At 66.4% G+C, this 19,909-nt stretch carries 14 protein-coding genes and 1 pseudogene; 1 reads left to right on the forward strand and 14 read right to left on the reverse strand.

The genetic code is table 11. The features are described 5' to 3' along the window. A partial coding sequence (locus V5A20_RS07615) for an acyl-CoA thioesterase (protein ID WP_332315631.1) occupies positions 1-242 on the forward strand: 242 nt, incomplete at its 5' end. Here the strand turns inward: V5A20_RS07615 and V5A20_RS07620 are convergent. From V5A20_RS07620 to V5A20_RS07685, 14 genes and pseudogenes are all read right to left on the reverse strand, one after another. Next, complete coding sequence (locus V5A20_RS07620) at positions 190-1,335, reverse strand: phosphotransferase family protein (RefSeq protein ID WP_332315632.1); 1,146 nt, start codon at positions 1,333-1,335, stop codon at positions 190-192. The two genes, V5A20_RS07615 and V5A20_RS07620, sit on opposite strands and share 53 nt — an antisense overlap. Further along, positions 1,328-2,125 carry a phosphorylase family protein gene (locus V5A20_RS07625; protein ID WP_332327040.1) on the reverse strand — a complete coding sequence of 266 codons (798 nt, stop codon included), beginning with the start codon at positions 2,123-2,125 and terminating at the stop codon, positions 1,328-1,330. Before V5A20_RS07625 ends, V5A20_RS07620 begins: the two co-directional genes overlap by 8 nt. Positions 2,126-2,191: 66 nt before the next feature. Beyond that, positions 2,192-5,251: a TonB-dependent receptor gene (locus V5A20_RS07630; protein ID WP_332327041.1), complete on the reverse strand. Its 3,060-nt coding sequence runs from the start codon at positions 5,249-5,251 to the stop codon at positions 2,192-2,194. A 309-nt stretch (positions 5,252-5,560) separates the two neighbouring features. Continuing rightward, a complete protein-coding gene (locus V5A20_RS07635) occupies positions 5,561-6,199 on the reverse strand; it encodes a DUF2064 domain-containing protein (protein ID WP_332327042.1) in 639 nt (212 codons plus the stop codon). Positions 6,200-6,467: 268 nt separating this feature from the next. Continuing rightward, entirely contained in the window at positions 6,468-8,327 is a 1,860-nt protein-coding gene (locus V5A20_RS07640) for an ABC transporter ATP-binding protein (protein WP_332327044.1), read from the reverse strand. Between the two features lie 138 nt (positions 8,328-8,465). Beyond that, positions 8,466-9,413 carry a ribonuclease Z gene (rnz, locus tag V5A20_RS07645; protein ID WP_332315637.1) on the reverse strand — a complete coding sequence of 316 codons (948 nt, stop codon included), beginning with the start codon at positions 9,411-9,413 and terminating at the stop codon, positions 8,466-8,468. 118 nt (positions 9,414-9,531) lie between these two features. Continuing rightward, on the reverse strand, positions 9,532-11,331 hold the full coding sequence (locus V5A20_RS07650) for an ABC transporter ATP-binding protein (RefSeq protein WP_332327045.1): 1,800 nt from the start codon (positions 11,329-11,331) through the stop codon (positions 9,532-9,534). A 186-nt stretch (positions 11,332-11,517) separates the two neighbouring features. Beyond that, positions 11,518-12,117 carry a Crp/Fnr family transcriptional regulator gene (locus tag V5A20_RS07655; protein ID WP_332315639.1) on the reverse strand — a complete coding sequence of 200 codons (600 nt, stop codon included), beginning with the start codon at positions 12,115-12,117 and terminating at the stop codon, positions 11,518-11,520. Between the two features lie 106 nt (positions 12,118-12,223). Then, a complete protein-coding gene (locus V5A20_RS07660) occupies positions 12,224-14,806 on the reverse strand; it encodes a BamA/TamA family outer membrane protein (RefSeq protein ID WP_332327046.1) in 2,583 nt (860 codons plus the stop codon). Positions 14,807-15,048: 242 nt separating this feature from the next. Then, on the reverse strand, positions 15,049-16,056 hold the full coding sequence (locus V5A20_RS07665; protein ID WP_332315641.1) for a M23 family metallopeptidase: 1,008 nt from the start codon (positions 16,054-16,056) through the stop codon (positions 15,049-15,051). 342 nt (positions 16,057-16,398) lie between these two features. Beyond that, positions 16,399-17,415 carry an HPr(Ser) kinase/phosphatase gene (hprK, locus tag V5A20_RS07670; protein WP_332315642.1) on the reverse strand — a complete coding sequence of 339 codons (1,017 nt, stop codon included), beginning with the start codon at positions 17,413-17,415 and terminating at the stop codon, positions 16,399-16,401. Positions 17,416-17,452: 37 nt separating this feature from the next. After that, the gene (locus V5A20_RS07675; RefSeq protein WP_332315643.1) at positions 17,453-18,448 is read right to left on the reverse strand and encodes an AAA family ATPase; all 996 of its coding nucleotides are present in this window, start codon (positions 18,446-18,448) and stop codon (positions 17,453-17,455) included. A gap of 40 nt (positions 18,449-18,488) precedes the next feature. After that, entirely contained in the window at positions 18,489-19,412 is a 924-nt protein-coding gene (gene fmt, locus V5A20_RS07680; protein ID WP_332327047.1) for a methionyl-tRNA formyltransferase, read from the reverse strand. Between the two features lie 71 nt (positions 19,413-19,483). After that, a pseudogene (locus V5A20_RS07685) lies at positions 19,484-19,909 on the reverse strand (signal recognition particle-docking protein FtsY); the annotation flags it as partial.

Raw genomic sequence — 19,909 nt, forward strand, 5'->3', positions numbered from 1 at the left:
TTGCGGAGAGCGGTCCGGTGCTGGCCCACGCGTCGTGTGATTTCGAGCGCCCGGTGTATCACCCCGCCACGCTCCGCATCGACGTGTACGCGGAGCCGCCGGGCCGGTCCAGCGTGTCCACGTACTACACCGCCCGCCCCCACGACACCGACGCGGCGGTGGCCACCGGCACCGCCGTTCTGGTGTGGGTCAGCGCGGAAACCGGCGAGCCGGTGCCGATCCCGGACCTTGGCCTACGGTAGGCCCCTGCCCGAAGAGGTCGACGGCCGTCGGGATCCGGAGACACGTCGACGCCGTCGCCACGGCCTCCTGCACCGCCGGATGGTCGGCATCGAGTCCGGCATACACGTACCCGGCCTGAAACGGCCCCACCGCCCGAACGAGGATCTCGGCCCCAATGTGAATCGCGGCCCCTCGCCGCTCCGCGTCGTCCCAGAGTTCATCCCTCGCAGCACCCAGGCCCTCGGCGTACGCCGTCAGAAACGCGTCACGGTGGCCCGCGATGGCGTCTGCCACGGCCTCGGACGGTGCCCGGTGGCGCTGCATCCACAGGTGGGCGAGCCAGTGCGCCACATCCTGTAGCGGCCGCCCGTAGTGGGCCAGTTCCCAGTCGATGATTCGCAGGTCGCCGTCCCCCCTCACCAGGACCGACGGCGGCCATAGGTCGCCCATCGTGAGGCACCGGCCGGGCGATCGCAACTCTTCGCCCAGCGCCACCGCCCGCTCGCCGAGCATCACGGCGTCGTCCACGCCCCCGACTCGCAGCATGTCGGCGACCCCTCGGTATTGCACCGCGAGCCGCGTCTCCTGCATCGGCCGATTGTCGAACGCCGTCGCGCAGTCGGGATCGTTGAGCGTGGTGCGGTGCAGGCGCCCGATGAACTCTCCAAGCCGGCGCCCGATGGTTGGAGCCTTGTCTCGAACGGTCGTCTCTTCGCCCTCCCACAGCCATCGCCCCAGGGTGGGCCCGTTGCCACAATCCTCCATGATCAGCACGTGCGGCTCCGTCTGCAGATCGATTCGTCGAGGGGGACGGACCGAGGACGGCCCCACGCCTGCAAGCCGCGCGCTGGGGCTCAGCGCCTCCAGGCACCGAGCCTCAATCGTGAGACGCGACGGGTCGAGAGGCGTCTCGGGATCGACGGCGATGTGGGGGGGGGCGTACTTCAGGATGACCGACCGATCCGCCCCCGGCACGCGCCACACGACGTTCAGATTGCCCTCTGGCAGGCGCGTCGGCGTTCCTGTGGGGTGAAAATCCTCCAGCCGGCCTCGGACGTAGGCCCGCACGCCCTCGGGCGTGGTCAAGCGGGCGGCGGTGTCAGGCTCACTCATCGGTGCCAAAGCGGTAGATGGTATTCGGGAAGTCGACGGGCTCAGCCCGGCGCAGAAAGGCCGTGACGATGCGCTCCTGCGCCTCACGGGAGCGATCCAGGGTGGCGGACAGGGCGTCTTCCTCCGGCGGGTCGCGATCGGGGATCGAATACTTGTGTCCCACCACGAGCCCGGCACACGGGATCTCCAGCTCGTTCGCCAGCACCACCTCCGGCCCGAGCGTCATCGAGTTGACCTGCCCCCCAAGGCGCGGCAGCGCCCGGTTCTCAGCGGCGGTCTTGGAGCGCGGGCCCTGCACGTAGGCAAACGTCACCGTGTCGGCAATCGGGGCGCGGACCTCCTCGGCCAGACCCCGCACCTGCTCCGCGAGACGGGTGGCAAACAGGCTGTCGTCGAGCACGAGGTGGCCGTGGTCGTCCGCGGGCTCGGCGAACATCGTGCATGCACTCCCGTCCGGGAGGCGGTTCTCCAGCATCAGCAAGTCTTCGACCAGAAGCGGCCGGTTGATCGGCACATCGGGATCCACCACCCCCACCGAACTGGTCACGAGCAGCCCTTCGCAGCCGACGCTCTGTAGCGCCGCGGCCTGGGCCCGGTAGTTGATTTGATTAGGCAGCAGCCGGTGCGGCAGGTCGTGGCGGAAGAGGACGTAGGCCGGTCGGTCGGCGTCCGGGAAGCGGTAGAGGGTCTGGGTCCCCCACTCGGTATCCACCTCCTCCGGGTCCAGGTCGAGCTGGCCGGGCAGCGAGTCCGAGAAGGCGCTTCCGAGAATGGCGGCCACGGCAGGCATGTGACGGGGAGAGTCTGAGAAACGGAGCCAGTAATGGTGTCTGTTGCACGGCGCAGCGTCGAGGGTCTAAAACTCGTACCGCAGGCCGAACTGAAATTGCCGGGGCGGCCCGGCGTTTTTCTCCTCGATGTCGGAGCCCGGCGGGCCCACCTGAATCTGGTTGCTCTGCGTGGCGTTGTTGGCAAAGCCGCTCAGGTTCTCCGTGTTGAGGACATTGAAGACGTCGGCCCGCGCCACCACGCGCCCCCCCCCGATGGGCCAGCCGTACCGCACGCTGAGGTCCAGCCGGTAGGACCACGGGAGGCGATCGGTGTTGCGGGACGCGCCGGGAAAGCGATCACTGCTCCCCACGTACTGTCCCCCGCGGTATATTCCGTCCCCGTTCAGGTCGCGGGTGCCGAAGCAAACCTCCCCCTCGCGCCCGGCGCCCGGCTCGCACGCATTGGGAACCCGGTTGATGGGCTGCCCGCTCTGGAACAGGCCCGCGAGCGTCACGCGCAGCCGGTCGGCCGGGTACACCGACCCGACGGTGCTAATCACGTGCCGCCGGTCATTCACCGAGGGCCCCCACTCCTCCTCAAAGTCGTTGGCGTCCTCGGCCCGAAAATTAATGTCGTCGGTGTTGTTGCGCCGGCTCGACAGCGTGTAGTTCAGGCGGTACGAGTAGCGGTCGTCGGCCCGGTCCTTCACAAGGTTGAAATTGGCCGCCCAGTAGCGCGCCTCGCCCTTCATTTCCGTCATGGTGATGCGGCGTGCGCCGCCCGGCCGCGGGGCCACCGGGCGCTCCGCATTGGCCTCTTCTCGGCTCCGTACCAGGTCGGAAGGATCCCGGCTGGGGTCGTTCAGAACGTCGTCGAGGTCATCCTCGGTAATCTCGAACGGGGCCGGCGCATTCAGGTCACGAATGCGGTAGAGGTTGTAGGTGCGAGTGTGGATGAGGTCCACGTACGCCAGCAGATCGTCCCCAAACTGTCGCTGAATGCCGAGCGAGAACTGGTGCGTCGCCGGATTCTCGTACCCGTTCGGGTTCAGAATCTGGGCCTGGCTCAACACATTCGTAGGCGTTCCCTCCACGTCCGAGGCCGTCGGGCCCTCTAGGTAGGTCGGGGGTGGGGTCTGCCCGAGCGTCCGATTTCCATTGAAGGTGACCTCCTCCACGTTGGTGCCGGACGGTAGGCGGCCCCGGTCGACGAGCTCGCGGATCTGCGCCTGGAAGCCGTCCGTGTTCGTGTTCACCTGCAGCGCGTCGCTGACGACGGAATAGACGATTTTGTCGTAGAAGAGGCCGTAGCCCCCCCGCAGGGTGGTGCGCGCGTCGACCGAGTAGTTGAGCCCGAGGCGCGGGGCAACGTTGTCCCAGTCCCCATGCTCCCGCCCCAGGGTGGCCTCCGAGAGGCTGTCGTAGTCCCAGCGCAGGCCCGCCGTCACCGTCAGGTCCGCAACCGGCGAGAACTCGTCCTCCAGATAAAGCCCGATGAGGTCCTGCCGTGCGCCGAACGAGGACGGGCGGAGCTCGACGCGGTAGTTGGTCACCGCAAGGTCTTGCGCGCTCTCCCCCAGCACGCCGGGCAGTGCCTCCGGCATCAGCGACGGGTCAACGCTGGCATTCTGGAAACGGTTGAACTGCGACTGATTCAGCCGCACCGTGTAGTTGCCGTTCGGATTGCCTCCGCCCGTAAGACCGTGGTCGGACACCAGGACGTCGGCCCCCGCCTTCAGGTTGTGGTCGCCGAGCGAGTACGACACCTTCTGCTGCAGCTGAAATGTGTTTTCCACGCTGTCGAACGCAAACCCGGGATGACCGAGGGCCGCTCGAAGGGTGCCGCTGGGATCTTCCACGCTCACCCGCGGGCTGTTCGGGTTCGCCGGATTCCCCGCGTCCCAGTTGAACCAGCTGTACTGAAAATTGCTTTCGTACACGAGCCTGTCGCCGACGTAGGTATTCTGGACGGACGCGTGGACCCCGTCGCGCTCCTCCGTACTCGCCGCACTGGCAAACGTGACGCCGCCGGTCAGCCCGCCCCCCTGATTGTCGATGTGGACCCGGTTGGCGTTCAGCCGCACCGTAGAGCGCCACTGGTCGCTCCAGCGGTGGTCCACCCGGGCCGACGCGTACGTCAGATGATTCTGGCCGTTGATCGTCTCCCGCACGCCCGGCGCGTCGAGCAGGTTGTCCTTGAAGTCGGTGGTATGCTCCACGTTCACGTGGAGGAAGGTCTGGTCCCGCACGATCGGGCCGCCGAGCGCAAAGCCCGCCTGCTGACGCTGAAACCCCTCTTTCACCTGATTGCCCGACAGGTCGCGCTGCGCAAGTTCGTCGCCGGCCTCGTTCGTAAACTCCCCGTCGAGCGGCTGACCGGGGCGCGTCAGGTAGAAGGCCTCCCCCTCCCACTGGTTGCTCCCCGACTTCGTAGTGACGTTAAAAATGCCGTTGCCGGTGCGCCCGTACTCGGCGGAGTAGGTGCTGGCGAGCACCGTCACGTCTTTCACCGTGCCCGTGGGCACGTCGAACTGCGGTCCGCCGAGGAACTGCTCGTTGTTGTCCATGCCGTCGATCAGGTACTGGGTGTAGAGACCGTTCGTCCCGTTGATACTCACATTGGGGGCCTCGGCAAAAAAGCCGGTCGACGGGGTGACGTTGGGCAGGCGGTAGAGGCTCTGGGTAAAGTTGCGGCCCTCCACGGGCAGGTCCTCCAGCGCCGCGGCGTCGAAGCTCGACGACACCTCGGCGTTCACCCGGTTCACCTCGGCCACGCCCTGCGCGCCCTCCACCACCACCTCGTCCAGCTCGAACTCGGCGAGGGGACGCAGAAACAGCGTCACGCTCCGCGTGAAGTTCGACCGCAGCTCAATGTCGGACACGCGGGTCGCGTAGTACTGGTCGGTCTCCTCCACGAAGACCGCGTAGCTGCCCGCGGTGGAGAGTCCGGTCCATTGCGCGATGCCCTGAGCATCGGTCCGGCGCGTCGCGGAATACCCGATGCCCTCATTGACGACGTGGACCGTGACGCCGGCCACCGGGGTCTGTTCGACGACATTCACGGCGTGCACCTCCAGCCCCGTCTGGGCGGGGGCCGGCGAGGCGGCTGTGAGGCCGCAGACGAGGAGAAGTCCCGCGGCAAACACGTCGCGGAAACGGAGCGAGGGACACAAAGAGTACAAACTTAGGGACATCATAGGAGGGTGCCTTGCTGGCGGGGAACGACCGATTCGTCACGCCTCTCCGGGTGCCGTACAGAGGGGGCAGCCCCACTGCGACACGGGTTATGCTGGAGAGGCCGTAAAGACAGGGAGTCCGACCGCCCGAGACGAACTAGGGAACGGCCGGAGTCCGTAGAGACGGACCGAACAGCCACGACGCGGCACAGGAAGGGGCCCGCCGGCTCATCCGTTCGGGACGAACCGGGGACCCGCACCGCTCCTGGGTGCTCATCGCTACGTGTGGCTGCCCGGTCGGGGGGAGGGTGGGGCGCGCGAGCGGCGTTTGAGGACGGGCCGCGTGGCCCCGCGCTGTTCGGCCTGATGGGTTCGGAACGCGTCGCCCAGCACATGGCGGAGACGTTCCGCGAGAGCGGGCGGGGCGGATGCCCCCCGCAGCAGACGCATGAGATCCCCGTGACCGTTCACGTCGGCCCGGGGCGTGAGCCGCACGGGTCTTCCGCCCACGGCGGCTTCAAGGTGCGACCTAAGGGCGGGGACCAGCTCCGACGATCGCCACGGAAGCGTCGCAAACGCCGCCCGGTCGAACTGCGCACGAGTCAGTCCGATCAGGTACGCTCCTTCTCGATCGGGCGTCGGGCCCAGGACCGGCCGGTCCGCCGCCAATTGCGTCACGACCCCGGTCCAGTCGACTTCATGCAGGGTCGGACAGTCGTTCCCCACGGCAATGACCCGGTCGTACCCCGCCGCAAACGCATCGGCGAAGGCGTTGGCGAGTCGCGCGCCAAAGTCGGAGCCCCGCTGCTGCGTATCGTCGACCTCGACGACCGGAAGCCCACTCTCCGCCACCGCCTGGCGGGCATGGTCGTAGAACGCTTCGGCGACCCGCTGATTCTTGGCGTGGTCCTGTCGCACGAAGCGCTTGTTCAGCCCCTCCCGTTCCGGGCGGCGACTGAAAAACAGAATGGCGGTGTTCGTGTCGGCGGTACCAATGGCGGTCCGTCGTGGGTCAGGAACGATGAGTGCTGAGCACGGAGTGGGGCGCTGTGGAGAGGCCCTTTCGGAAGGAATGAGTCACAGGGTGGGTGTCTTTCCGTGCAGGCGCGTTACACAGATCTGCGCCCGCCCCGCGAACGCTCGCTTCCGGCGTCCCTGGCTTCCGTGCTACGCCTGTACGTGCTGGTCACGCCTGTACGTGCTGGTCGGCCCGCGCCCCGTCGCCCCGCGGCGCCGCCTGATCCGCGTACTGCAGATCGTAAAGTTTGTGGTAGAGGCCGTCCATCGACAGGAGCTCCTGGTGGGTGCCCCGCTCCCGAATCTCGCCCTTGTGCATCACCAGAATCGTGTCGGCGTCCTGGATGGTCGAGAGGCGGTGCGCAATGGCGAGCGTGGTGCGCCCCTCCGTCACGCGCTCCAGGGCCCGTTGAATGAGCGCCTCCGTTTCGGTGTCGACGCTAGAGGTGGCCTCGTCGAGCACCATCACGTCCGGGTCGTACAGCAGCGCCCGCACGAACGCCAGGAGCTGCCGCTGGCCGCGCGAGAGGGACGAGCCGCGCTCCTTCACGTCCTGGTCGTACCCGTCCGGCAGCCGCTCAATGAGTTGGTCGGCCTGCACGGTCTTGGCGGCCCGTCGCATCAGGTCCTCGTCGATGCTGGGATCGCCGAGCGTCAGGTTGCGCCGCACGGAGCCGCTGAACAGAAAGACATCCTGCGGAATGAGGCCAATGTGCTCACGCAGGTCCTGCAGCCGCAGGTCGCGGATGTCATGTCCATCGACTCGAATTTGGCCCCGCTGGATCTCGTAGAAGCGGAGCAGCAGGTTCATCACCGTCGACTTGCCCGCGCCGGTCGCCCCCACGAGCGCCGCCATCTCGCCGGGCTCCACCCGGAACGACACGTCTTTCAGCACCCAGTCGGGAGTGCCCTCGTCGTCCTCTTCGTAGGCGAACCACACATTCTCGAACTCGATCGCCCCATCGATCTCGTCAAGCTCGATCGGGGCGTTGGGCGCCTCGATGCCCTCGTCGGTGTCGAGCAGGCTGAACACGCGCTCGGCCCCGGCCATCGCCCGCTGCAACGTATCGTACTGGTTCGAGAGGTCCCGAATGGGCCGGAAGAACTGCCGCGCATACTGGATGAATGCCACGAGGACGCCGAGCGTGAGGGCCGACCCGCCGAGGGCCCGAAAGCCGCCAAACCACAGCACCGCCGCCAGGGCCACGCTCGAGATGAACTCGATGGACGGCCAGAAGACGGCGTAGTAAAAGATGGTGTGGAGGTGGGCCGCCCGGTGCTCGTCGTTGATGCCCTCGAACCGTTCTTTCTCTTCGGCCTCCCGGTTGAAGAGCTGGACGATGTGCATGCCCGTCACGTGCTCCTGGATAAAGGAGTTGATGCGGGCCATTTGCTTGCGCGTTTCGCGGTACTGCTCCCGCACATTGCGTCGGAACCAGAACGTCACCCACACCATCAGCGGCATCACCATCAGTGTCACCACCGCCAGCCTCCAGTTGAGGGTGAACATGAAGTAGGCGATGAAGAGGAGCTTGAAAAGGTCGCCCAGCGCCGAGACGAGCCCCGACGACAGGGCGTCGCTGAGGGCCTCCACGTCGCTCGTCGTGCGGGTGATGACGCGCCCCACCGGCGTGCGATCGAAGTACGAGAGGGACTGCCCCTCGACGTGCCGGAAGAGGGTGGTGCGGAGGTCATAGATGGCCTGCTGTCCGATCCACTGCGTGAGGTAGTTTTCCCCGAAGGAGAGGATGCCCTCCCCCACCAGCGCAAGCACCAGGTACAGGATGATGTACTGCAGGCCCTCCAGGTCCCCCACCACGATGTAGTTGTCGATGCCCTTCTGCACGAGCCAGGGGCGCAGGGGCCCGAGTAGCGACGCCCCGAGCGTGATGAACAGCGCCAGGACGATGTACCCGGCATAGGGCTTCAGGTATCGCGCCAGCCGACGGATGAGGCGTCCGTCGAACGTGTTGCTTTCCTTGACGGTGTCTTCTGGTTCGAAATGGTCGTCGGACGCGTCGTCAGCCAAGGGAAGCGGAGCGCATGGGTGAAGGAAATCAGTGCGACAACAGTCAAGCAACTTGGAGGACACGCGCAGTGTTGCGTTCTCCAAGACGACGATGTGGCATTGGTCGCCGCTGCGTTACGATTCGTCCATCGCCCTCCCTCACCGGTCGGGCGCTTTGTCTCGGGGATCGAGGGTGTAGTGCCGGAGCTCCTCGGCCGCCTCTGCTCCCGGAACGACTTGCCGCGCCTCCTGCACCAAGGGGGTCGGATCAGGGTACCGGGCACTCAGGTGACCCAGCAGAAGGCGCTGTGCCCCTACGTCCCGCGCCACCGTGGCCGCCTCCCGCGCCGTCGAGTGCCCGGTCTCGCGGGCCCGGGCCGCGTGCTCGTCGGCGAACGTAGCGTCATGGTAGAGCAGGTCCGCCTCGGCGGCGAGGGCCCGGCCGCCGTCGCAGGGACGTGTGTCCGTCACGTAGGCGACCGCGATGCCGGGGCGCGGCGGGCCCAGCACCTGCGTCGGATGCACGGTCGTGCCGTCCGGCGTCGTCACCGGGCTCCCGTTCTGCAGCCGCCCGAACGCCGGTCCCTCCGGCACCCCCAGTGCTCGGGCCCGCGCCGGGTCGAACCGACCCGGCCGCGTCCGTTCCTCGAACCGAAACCCCATTGCGAAGTCGCCCCTGTGCTCCAGTCGCCGGGCCTCCACGACAAACTCGTTCGCCTCATACGCCACTCCCTCCCCCAGCGCCGCGTCCGCCTCAACGAGCTCGACCGGGAAGGACAGCCGATCCGGCGCGGCGCCCGGCACCGCCCGCAGCATCGCGAGGCCGCCTGGCGGCAGCACAAGCGTCACCGGATCCGTCCGCTGCTGCAGGTCCATCGTCGAGAGCAGGCCCGGCAGCCCGTAGCAGTGATCCCCGTGCAGGTGCGTCACGAAGAGGGCATCGATCCGCGCCCAGCTGAGCCCAGCCTCCCGCAGTCGGTACTGCGTTCCCTCCCCACAGTCAAACAACAGCACGCGCCCCTTCCGTTTGATCGCCAGGGCCGAAAGGTGCCGCTCGTCCGTCGGCACTGCGGAGGCCGTTCCGAGGGGGATGACGTCAGTTTTCATCTATGCAGAATGCCTCGTGTCGGGCCGGAGTACGCTTCGACGGGGGGAAACGTACTGCGTATTTCGTATTGCGTCTTGTCCAGGCAAAAGACACGCAATACGAACCACGCAATACGAACTACAGTGCCTGAATTTCCTCCTCCAGCAACTGCTTTTCGTAGAGGTCCGCATAGAGGCCTTCTTCGTTCACGAGGGTCTCGTGGGTGCCGCGCTGCACCACCGTGCCCTGCTCCATCACGAGAATGAGGTCGGCCGCCTGCACGGTGCTGAGCCGGTGGCTTACGATGACGAGGGTGTGGCGGCCCTGTCGCTCCCGCAGCGACCGCAAAATGTTGCGCTCCGTGGCCGTGTCGACGGCCGAGAGCGCATCGTCGAACACGAGTACACGCGGGTCACGAATGAGGGCGCGGGCGATGGACGTCCGCTGCTTCTGCCCGCCCGACAGCGCAATGCCGCGCTCTCCCACGTACGTGTCGAAGCCGTCCGGAAAGTCTTCCACGTTTTCCACGAGGTCCGCCTCCGCGGCGGCCGCACGGATCTCCTCCCGCTCGGCGTCGAGGTCGCCGAACGCAATGTTGTTGGCCACCGTGTCGCTAAACAGAAACACATCCTGCGGCACATACCCCATGTGCTCGCGCAGCGTTCGCATCGGAATGGTCTGGATCTCGTATCCGTCGACGGCGACCGTGCCCGCGTCCGGCTCCAGGAGGCGCGGAATCATGCGGACGAGCGTGCTTTTGCCAGACCCAGTACGTCCAACGACAGCAAGCGTATGGTCGGCCGGGAGGTCGAAGCTCACCCCCCGCAGGGCCGGCTCATCTTCGTCTTCGTACTGGTACCACACGTCCCGAAATGTGATGCGCCCCTCCAGGCTCTGGATCGCCGGATTGGTCTGCGGCCCGTCGTCGATGTCCGGCTCGCGGTCCATGATGTTCTGCAGCCGCAGGACCGACGCGGAGGCCCGCTGAATCATCGTAATGACGAAGCCGAGCGAGGCCACCGGCCACGTCATCATGTTGATGTAGATGATGTATTCAGCAATATTCCCGATCGTGATGGCCCCCTCGGCCACGAGCTGTCCCCCCATCCACACCACGATCACCGTCGACGCGCCCACCAGCAGCAGAAACGAGGGCCGCCACGCCGACTCCACGAGCGCAAGATTCAGGTTGCGCGCCCGGTACTCCTGGCTTTCGTCGTCGAAGGCCTCCGCCTCTGCGGCCTCGCGCGTGTAGGCCTTCAGCACCCGAATGCCCGACAGCGCCTCCTGCACCCGGCTGGTCAACGTCGAGTACTGCTGCTGCAGCTGGTCACTGCGGTGGTGCACCATGCGGGCCATAAAAAACACCGCCACCGCCAGCACCGGCAGCGGCGTGAGCGCGTAGAGCGTGAGGGTGGGCGAAATGACGAACATGACCGATGCGGCCACCAGCACCATCACGAAGGAGCGCGTCACGTACATGATGGCGGGGCCCACGTAGCGGCGCACCTTCTCGATGTCGTCGGTGGCCCGTGTGATGACGTCGCCCGTCGAGTACTCCTGGTAGAAGGTGGAGGACAGCCGCTGCAGGTGGTCGTACAGGTCGTTCCGCAGGTCGTACTCGATGTGGCGCGAGGCCACCACCATGGTCTGCCGCATCAGAAACATGAAGAGGCCGCTCGTCCCGGACAAGGCAATGATCACGAGCGCAAACAGCACCAGGGTGACGAAGAAGTAGGCGTACAGCTCCGCCTGGGCCGGCGTGTCGCCGTACAGCGTGTACAGGCGCACGAAGCGCGGGAGGCTGTCCACGGCCTGCCGCACCACCATCGGCACCGTGATCTGGAATCCGGCCGAGATCATCGTGAAGAGGAGCCCCGGCACGAACAGGTACTTGTATCGCCAGAAAAAATGGTTGAGGCGGGCAAGTGGGCCCATCTCGAGAGCAAGAGGTTGGACAAGAAAACCACGCAGGTCTCAACGCAGAGCCCGAACCGGCTGATCCACACGAACGGTCCACAGACGTGTCCTCAGCGGGGCCCGCCATGGGGCCGACACGATCATTACAGGCCGTGTGCACGGCGGGCCGTGGGGCGCCCAGTCGGCAACTGCGGAATGGGGGCGTCACACGTCGGCCGGGCCCTCGTCCTCGACCGCCCCGGCGGCCTCCGCGTAGGCCCGGAGCGCCGTGCGGGCGTCCGCCTGCTCCTCGTACCGTCGGATGAGTTCCACGTGCTGGGCCGCCAGGTGCCGGGCCAGGGCCATGGTGATCTCCATCCCAGCCTTCGGGTTGCGGCGCATCACGTTCTTGAGGTCGGGCCGGAAAAAGCCGAGCACCTGCGTCTCCGCGGTCGTCTCGGCCGTCTCGAGCCGTCGAAAGTCTCCGAGCAGAGACAGCCCCCCGATCATTTCTCCCGCCTCAATCACCCGCAGTTCGTGGGGCGACTCCGGCACGCGGTCCGTCACGAGACGCACCCGCCCCGTCTCCACGATGTACAACCCGAGCCCGGGATCGCCTTCGTAGTACAACGACTCGCCGCGCCGATACGTGCGTCGGTGCGTCACGTCGGCCATTGCGAGGAGGGCGCTCGAGGAGAGGTGGTTGAACGCCGACACCCCCCGCAACCGCTCCGAAATCTCGCGAGTGCGGGCATCCAGCCGGCGTCGAAAGAGCCGGCGGTACAGTCGAGTGCCGGCTCGAAAAAGCGGTCGAAAGAAAGACATGGCCGCAGGGTGCGAATCGGGCGGGAAGCGTGATCGACAGTCGGAATTGAGAAATCATGGGCCCCGTCAACCGAGGCATGTGTTCCGGGAGCATCGGCGTGCAGACTCAGAACGAGTGGCCGATGCCGAAGTGAAGCAACGGGCCGCTGAAGTTGTCCCCAAACACATCGTCGTTTCGGGGCGAGGGGTCGTTCAACCGGTAGGCCAGATCGAGCCGGACGATGAGGTATTGCCACTCCAGGCGCAGGCCCGGCCCGCCGCCCACCCCAACGTCGAGCAGGGCCCCAAGCCCCCGAAACCGCCCGTCTCGTCCGTCGCCCGGGCGGCGCGGCGCGTCCCGGCCTGCGTCCGTGCGGCCGAAGCCCGGGTTGCGCGGGCCAAACCATACGTTCCCCACGTCCAAGAAGGTTGCCCCAATCCACCGGGCCGCCAGCACGCTCTGAAAAAGCGTCGTCCGCAGTTCGATGCTCGATTCAAGCTTCACGTCTCCTCCCAAAATGTTTGAGGGCCCCTCGGGCACGGACGTCGTGGTGTCCACCGGAAGGCCCTCCCCCGGCCCCAGCTCGCGGAGCCGCCACCCGCGGACGCTGTTCGCCCCGCCACTAAAGAACCGGCGGTCGAACGGCACCACCGTCGGCCCCGCCGTGGGGTGCGCCCATCCACCAAAGAACTTGAGCCCGAGCGTTGTGCCCGGCCCCAGGGGCACGTACCGCCGCAGGTCGATCGATGCGCGAAGGTAGGGGCGGTACAGGAGCCGCCCAGTCAGCCCGCCCGCCTCCCCAAAGAGGCTGGGCAGCGAGTAGTCCAGGGTGTCGGGCGTAAACACCAACCGATCAAACAGGAGCGGAAGCGTATTCCCCACCTCCCCGGAGACCTCATAGATGTGCCCCCTGCGCCGACGCATCGGCCCGGCCGTGGCGTCCCGAAACGTGTACCGGAGGGCCGTATTCACCTGCGGCTGCGTGTAGTCCTCCAGAATCTGCTGCCGCTGCACCGGATCCTGCAGGTTTTCGCCCCCGGGGCCGAACACGCGCTGCAGAAACTTCGTGCTGAACCGGTCGAGCGTATCCGGATTGCTTACGCTCAGGTCCATCACGTCGACCAGCGACGACTGGGTCGGCGTGTGGTCCATCTCCAGGCGCAGGCGCGCGTTCACCCGGCTCCGAATGCGCAGCCCAAGGTCGCTGCGCAGGGCCGTCAGGCCTGTGAGCGAGATGCGGGTCCGGGCGTTCGACAGGTTGAACGCCCGGTCGAGGGATTGAAACGGACGGATGAGGTACGGGAGGACGAGGGACGCACTGCCCTCGAACTGATTTGAGCTCACGAGCAACGAGTCGAGGCCCGTGGCCACCGAGGCCGACGTGCGGAGCCGAAACGTCTCCCCACTTCCGAAGGCATTCACGTTCTCGTACGTGCCGCTCAGCCCCACCCCAAACTCATTGAGCCGAACCCCTGCGTTGGTCGCGCCCACCGACTCGCGCTGAAGGGCGAACGTTTCGGCCTGCACGCGGTGCCGCTGCTGGGTCTGCGCGTCAATCTGAAGCGGCAGGTACGGCGCCCCGGCCGTGTCCCTGCGGACGACGTCATCGTATTGGGGGGCGAAATTGGTGAAGGCGAAAACGCCCGTGCCATCAAGCCGCCGCTTCGTCGCCTGCACGGCCGACCGGTCGTAATACGCCCCCGGAGTGAACTGCAGACTGCGGCGCACGATGCCCGGATCGAGGCGACGCTCCTCCACAATTCGGGACGTCACCCGGGGGCGTTGCCCTCCGGTCGTGTCCGCGGCGACGGCAAGCGTATCGGACCGGGGGGGCACGTCCTCCGTCCCCGTGGCCTCGAAGCGCACGTCCCCGAACCGGTACCGAGGCCCCGTTCGCACACGGAGCGTCACGTCGAACGAGTCGGGCGCCACCCGATACACCACTGCCCGCACGGAGTCGCGGCTCACCGCGGCGTAGCCCTCGTTCTGCAGGAAGGACAGCAGGCGCTGGCGCTCTTCGAGAAGCGTCGGCTCCTGGTAGCGTTGCTGCCGCACCCGTACGGTCAGTGTGTCTTCTACCGAAACGGACGCGGCCTCAAAGGCCGTCTCCTCGACGAGACGCCGTTTCTGACTCGTGCGCAAGGCATCGAGCCCTGCGTACTGGACGCGCCGAAGGTAGGTCGCGGGCCCCGGATCGACGTCGAACACCACCCGCACACGGTCGTCGCGCTCCCGCGGCTCGACCCGGTACGACACCGACGCGTCCCGAAATCCGCGCTGCCGGTAGAACAACTCCAGGCGTTCGGCGTCGCCCCCCACGGTGGTCGAGTCGATGTAGGCGGGCGGCTCGCCGCCCGAGCGAAGCGCACTCCCCAGACGCTCCCACATCCAGTCGGCGCTTCCCAGCTGGTGCACCCAGCGCCACCACGTGAAGCCGGGAATCCCCAAAATGCGTCGGTTGGGACGGGTGCGAATGGTTTCTTTCAGGGTGCCCTCCGAGAACTGGCGGTTTCCCTGAATATCAACCTGATGGACGACCGGGGCCGTGGTGTCGGCCGCCGCACGGGTTCCATCGCCCTCGTCGGACGCGTGCGCGAGCTGAAGCAGCCCACTCAGGAGCCCGATTCCCACCACGAGCTTCCCCCATCCCCAGACGCCCTCCTTCGGCCAGGGAGGGCTCCAGCCGGTCAATGAAAGGCGCGTCTGCATGAAGCGGCAGTCGACAAAATCTGGCAAAGGCCCGCGCGTGGACCTGTGTCAACGCTTCAAGGTGCAGACAGTGCCGGACCTGCTCGGCCCTTCTGCGATCTCGTTTTCTCTGCCGTCCAAGCAGGAATGACCACGGGTTCAGGACGGCCCTCATTCTCGGCTTTCCAAGACAGATACACGAAGATACACGATGTGCCCGTCTCCGCAACGGCCCTCATCGGATCGTTCCGGCCTGCTCCCAGTCAGCGCGCCGACGGCGCGGACGGGGCCCCCTCCACACTTGCTCGATACTGCCGGGTCCGCTGCTCCAGCGTGCGGTAGCTCTCCGGACTCATGTCCGGCATCAAGAACCGCATGGGATTGCGAGCGCCTTCGTCGAGCCGATGGACCTCGTAGTGGAGATGCGGCCCGCTCGACAACCCGGAATTGCCACTGTACCCGATGGTGTCTCCCCGTTGCACGTCGGCCCCACGATAAATCTTGTCCGGAATCTCGGACAGATGCGCATACCGGGTCATGTACTCCGACTCCGGGTGCTTGACTTCGATCACCTTTCCGTAGCTGGGGCTCTGCTCGGCCCGCTGCACGGTTCCCGCCGCCGTCACCATGACGGGGGTCCCTCGTGTCAGCAAGAAATCAACCCCTTCGTGCATCTTGCGGACCTTCAAAATAGGGTGCTCGCGCATCCCATAGTTCGAGACGATGCGCCCGTCGGCGGGGCGAATGGCAGGAAGTTGGCGGAGGCGGTCCTGGCGCTGCTTCGCCACACCGTAAAGCTCCTGGTAGCTCGACCGCTGCAGGCTCATCTGACGCTCCAGTTTGTCGAGTTGCTGGGCCGTCTTCTTCAGAAGCGCCTCCGTGTCCGCCCCCAGTTTGTCGAGCTGCCGGTACGGATCGGCGCCCCCAACTCCCACCTGCCGCACATCTTCGGAGATCGGTTCCATCTGGAACAGCCGCCGGTAGAGCGTGCGGTCTTTTTTGGCCAGTGTATCGAGCCGCGTCGACAGCGTCGTCATCCGATTGTTGACGCGATCAAGTTGCTGCTCAAGGGCCGTGTTCTCGACCCGCAGTGTCTTCTCACTGGGCGAGGCGATCCATTGCTGATCAATCCCCCAGAGGAGAAGCCCCGCCAGAATGGCGGCAAGCCCTACGACCTGCCCGGCGCGGGCCGCCCAGTCGGCCCACGTTGTTTCAACCCGCTTGAAGGAGCAGGTCTCCGGATCGTACACATACGTTTCTTCTTGGTCCATGGCCACGGTGCTTATTCGAATCCGGTGGGGAAACGTGTGCCAGGACGGTGAGAGGACGTCCGGCCCGTGCCCACAGGGAAAAACAAGAAGGAGGCACGGGCACGTCTAGCACTAGAAGGGAGTTTCGTACGCGTTGACATGTCTTCCGCAAAAATAGGGGGATGGAATGGGCCTGTCAACCGGACGAGACAGGCCCATCGGATTTTGATTCGCCCCGGTTAAGGGCGCATTTTCATCGGGGCCTTTCAAAATGGCCCAGTCTCTCCGCGATGATGCCGGGTGTATTTAAGGCGCAATGGTCATGCCGAATCATCCTCCAAAAGAGCCCCCTTTTGCTCCCCTCTACTCGTAGTCCTGCTCAAAGTACTCGATGCCGCGGCGGGGTGCGGGCGGGCCCTCCTGCTGAATGCGGGTTCGGAGCCGTTCGGTGAAGACCTCCGCCGGATCGTGCCCGTAGTGACGAAGCAGATAGTTCATGGCGATCACCTCGCAGATCACCGTGATGTTCTTGCCCGGCGTGATGGGCACCCGCACCATCGGCAGGTCGATTCCTAAGATCTCGTGGGTATCTTTTACCATGTTGATCCGGGTATACTCCTTGTCCTCGTCCCAGATCTCCATGTTGACAACAATCTCGATGCGCTTTTGGAACCGAATCGCCCGGATGCCAAACATCGACCGGATGTCGACGAGGCCCAGGCCCCGCACCTCCATGAAGTGCTGCACCAGATCGGTGCCGGCCCCCATCAGAATCGACGCGTCCCGCTGGGTCGCGATCACTACGTCGTCCGCCACGAGCCGGTGGCCCCGTTCCACCAAATCCAGCGCCACCTCGCTCTTCCCGATGCCGGACGCGCCAACCAGGAGAAGGCCGATGCCGTAGACGTCCACGAGGGAGCCGTGCACGGCCCGCTGGAGCGCAAACTGGTCGGAGAGAAAGTTGCGGAGGGACGCCATGAACTGGACCGTGGACAGCGGGGTGCGGTAGACGGGGATGCCCGCGTCCGTCGCCATGTCCACGAGCGAGGCGTCGATCTCATTCCCGTCCGTAAGCACAATGCAGGGCACGTCGAACTGCGTCAGGTGCTCGAACGCGGCCCGCCGGTCGGGGTCGTCGAGCTGGCGGAGGTACCGCGTCTCGGTGTTGCCGAGGATCTGGACGCGCTGATGGGTAAACAGGTCCACGTACCCGGCCAGGGCGAGGCCGGGGCGGTGGAGCGTGCTCTCGGTCACGGACCGCTCGGACGCGTCGACCGCGTCGTTGACCGACGTCACCTGCACGCCCACGGTCTCGCGCAGCTGGCGGACCATGAAGGCCACCGTAATGGACTCTTTCTGAAAGGTCTTGGGGCGATCCATAGCGGGACAGACAGGCCAGTCGGAACGAACATCCGTGTTAGGGCACTTCGACGCTGCTCAGGATGCGATCGACGAGATCCGCAGCGGCGACCTGCTCGGCCTCGGCCTCGTACGTGATCACGAGGCGGTGCTGCATCACGTCCCGTGCCACCGCCCGCACGTCCTCGGGGGTGACGTAGGCGCGGTGCCGCAAAAAGGCGTGGGCCCGGGCGGCCAGGTTCAGGTTAATGCTGGCCCGCGGCGACGCCCCGTACTCCAGCAACGGCTCCAGGTCGCCAAGCCCATGCGCCCCCGGGTCCCGGGATGCCAGGACCAGGTTGACGATGTACTGCTCCACCCGTTCGTCGACGTAGAGGTCGTTGATCACCGTGCGGGCCCGGAGGATCTGCTCCGGACGGGCGACGGCGTCCACGGAGGGCGACGCGTCGGTGCGGGCCATGCGCTGCATAATTTCCAGCTCCTCGTCCTCCGTCGGGTACGTCACGTCGATCTTGAGCATGAACCGATCCACCTGTGCCTCGGGGAGCGGGTAGGTGCCCTCCTGCTCGATCGGGTTCTGGGTGGCCAGTACCAGAAACAGATCGTCGAGCGGAAACGTCTCCTCCCCGATGGTGACCTGCCGCTCCTGCATGCTCTCCAGGAGCGCGCTCTGCACCTTGGCGGGCGAGCGGTTGATCTCGTCGGCCAGGATGACGTTGGTGAAGATCGGCCCCTTCTTGATGGAGAAGGCCCCGGTCTTCTGGTTGTAGATCTGGGTGCCGAGGAGGTCGGCCGGGAGCAGGTCCGGCGTAAACTGGATGCGCTGGAAGTCCGTCCCGATGGCGTCGGAGAGGGTGCGCACCGTGAGGGTTTTCGCCAGGCCGGGCACCCCCTCCAGCAGCACGTGCCCGTCGGCCAGGAGGCCAATCAGGAGCCGTTCGATCATGTACCGCTGGCCCACGACCACCCGGCCCATCTCCTCCAACAGCTCGTCGACGAAGGCACTCTCGGTCGCGATGCGGTCCTCGATCTCGGAGAGGTCGCGTTCGGGCATGGCGGCAGCGGGATTGGGAGCGGGTGGGCGGGGACAGTTTTTATGCGCCGAGGCGGTCGCCCTCCGTGAGGGCATAGCCGTTGAGGAAGTCGGCGGCGTTGAGGCGCTTCCGGCCCGGCTGCTGCAGGGTGACCACCTCCACCGCTCCGGTGCCGCAGGCCACGAGCAGGCGCTCGTCGGCGTCGAGCACCGTGCCGGGCGCCCCCGTGCCCTCCGCCCGCCGCGTGCGGTACAGCTTGAGGCGCGTACCGTCGTGCAGGGTCCACGCCCCCGGATAGGGCGACAGGCCCCGTACGTGGTTGTGCACCGCCTCGGCCGACGCGTCCCAGGGGACCGCGCCGTCCTCGTCGTGAATCTTGGGGGCCGGGGTCGCCTTGTCATCGTCCTGCGGGCGCGTCTCGACGGTGCCGTCGTCAATCTGCCGGACCGTCTCCACCACCGCCTCGCCCCCGAGCTCGGCCATCCGGTCGTGCACCTCGCCGGCGGTCTCGTTCGGGCCAATCGACATTTTCTTTTGCAGGATGATGTCGCCGGTGTCCACGGACGGCTCCAGAAAGAAGGTGGTGACGCCCGTCTCGGTCTCGCCCTGCATGATGGCGTGGTTGATGGGCGCGGCGCCGCGGTACTTGGGCAGCAGCGACCCGTGCAGGTTGAAGGCCCCCGCCTCGGCGGTCGCAAAGACCTCGGGCGGGAGAATCTTGAAGGCCACCACCGCAATGACGTCGGGGGCCAGTGCCGCCACAGCCTCGGCGAACGCCGGGTCCGTCACGTCCTCGGGCTGGAGGATGCGGTCGATGCCCGCCGCCTGCGCGGCCGACTTCACCGGGGTGGGCGTCACCTCTTGCCCGCGGCCCCGCGGTCGGTCCGGGCCGGTGGCCACCGCGACGGGGGTGTACCCGGCGTCGACGAGGGCCGTGAGCGAGGGCACCGCAAACGCCGGCGTGCCCATAAAAATAACTCTCATGGTCGGGTTGAAGAGTTGAGTGTTGGTGCGTACTGGGTTGGTATCGACAGAAACACGGGCCCTTCAACCCGCTAACCCTCAACCCCCTTAAACAGCCCCTGCACAAACCCTTTGCGGTCAAACACCTGCAGGTCCTCGATCTCTTCCCCCACCCCGATGTACTTGACTGGCACCTGAAACTGGTGGGAGACCCCGATCACGATGCCCCCCTTCGCCGTGCCGTCCAGCTTCGTGAGGGCCAGGCCGGTCACGTCGACGCTGTCGATAAACTCCTCGGCCTGCCGGAGGGCATTCTGGCCGGTCGACGCGTCCAGCACGAGCAGCACCTCGTGGGGGGCGTCCGGAATTTTGCGCCCCATCACCCGCTTCATCTTGGCGAGTTCGTCCATGAGCCCCCCCTTGGTGTGAAGCCGCCCCGCCGTATCGACAATCGCCACGTCCGCGTCCCGCGCCTCGGCGGCCTCGATCGTGTCGTAGGCCACCGCCGCCGGGTCCGC

The organism is Salinibacter sp., assembly GCF_036626415.1.
In the GTDB taxonomy this organism is placed as follows: Bacteria; Bacteroidota; Rhodothermia; order Rhodothermales; family Salinibacteraceae; genus Salinibacter.

Coding starts and splice junctions, on each gene's coding strand:
- V5A20_RS07620 (WP_332315632.1), bottom strand. CDS start 1,335: ATGAGTGAGCCTGACACCGCCGCCCGCTTGACCACGCCCGAGGGCGTG.
- V5A20_RS07625 (WP_332327040.1), bottom strand. CDS start 2,125: ATGCCTGCCGTGGCCGCCATTCTCGGAAGCGCCTTCTCGGACTCGCTG.
- rnz (WP_332315637.1), bottom strand. CDS start 9,413: ATGAAAACTGACGTCATCCCCCTCGGAACGGCCTCCGCAGTGCCGACG.
- V5A20_RS07650 (WP_332327045.1), bottom strand. CDS start 11,331: ATGGGCCCACTTGCCCGCCTCAACCATTTTTTCTGGCGATACAAGTAC.
- V5A20_RS07655 (WP_332315639.1), bottom strand. CDS start 12,117: ATGTCTTTCTTTCGACCGCTTTTTCGAGCCGGCACTCGACTGTACCGC.
- V5A20_RS07660 (WP_332327046.1), bottom strand. CDS start 14,806: ATGCAGACGCGCCTTTCATTGACCGGCTGGAGCCCTCCCTGGCCGAAG.
- V5A20_RS07665 (WP_332315641.1), bottom strand. CDS start 16,056: ATGGACCAAGAAGAAACGTATGTGTACGATCCGGAGACCTGCTCCTTC.
- hprK (WP_332315642.1), bottom strand. CDS start 17,415: ATGGATCGCCCCAAGACCTTTCAGAAAGAGTCCATTACGGTGGCCTTC.
- V5A20_RS07675 (WP_332315643.1), bottom strand. CDS start 18,448: ATGCCCGAACGCGACCTCTCCGAGATCGAGGACCGCATCGCGACCGAG.
- fmt (WP_332327047.1), bottom strand. CDS start 19,412: ATGAGAGTTATTTTTATGGGCACGCCGGCGTTTGCGGTGCCCTCGCTC.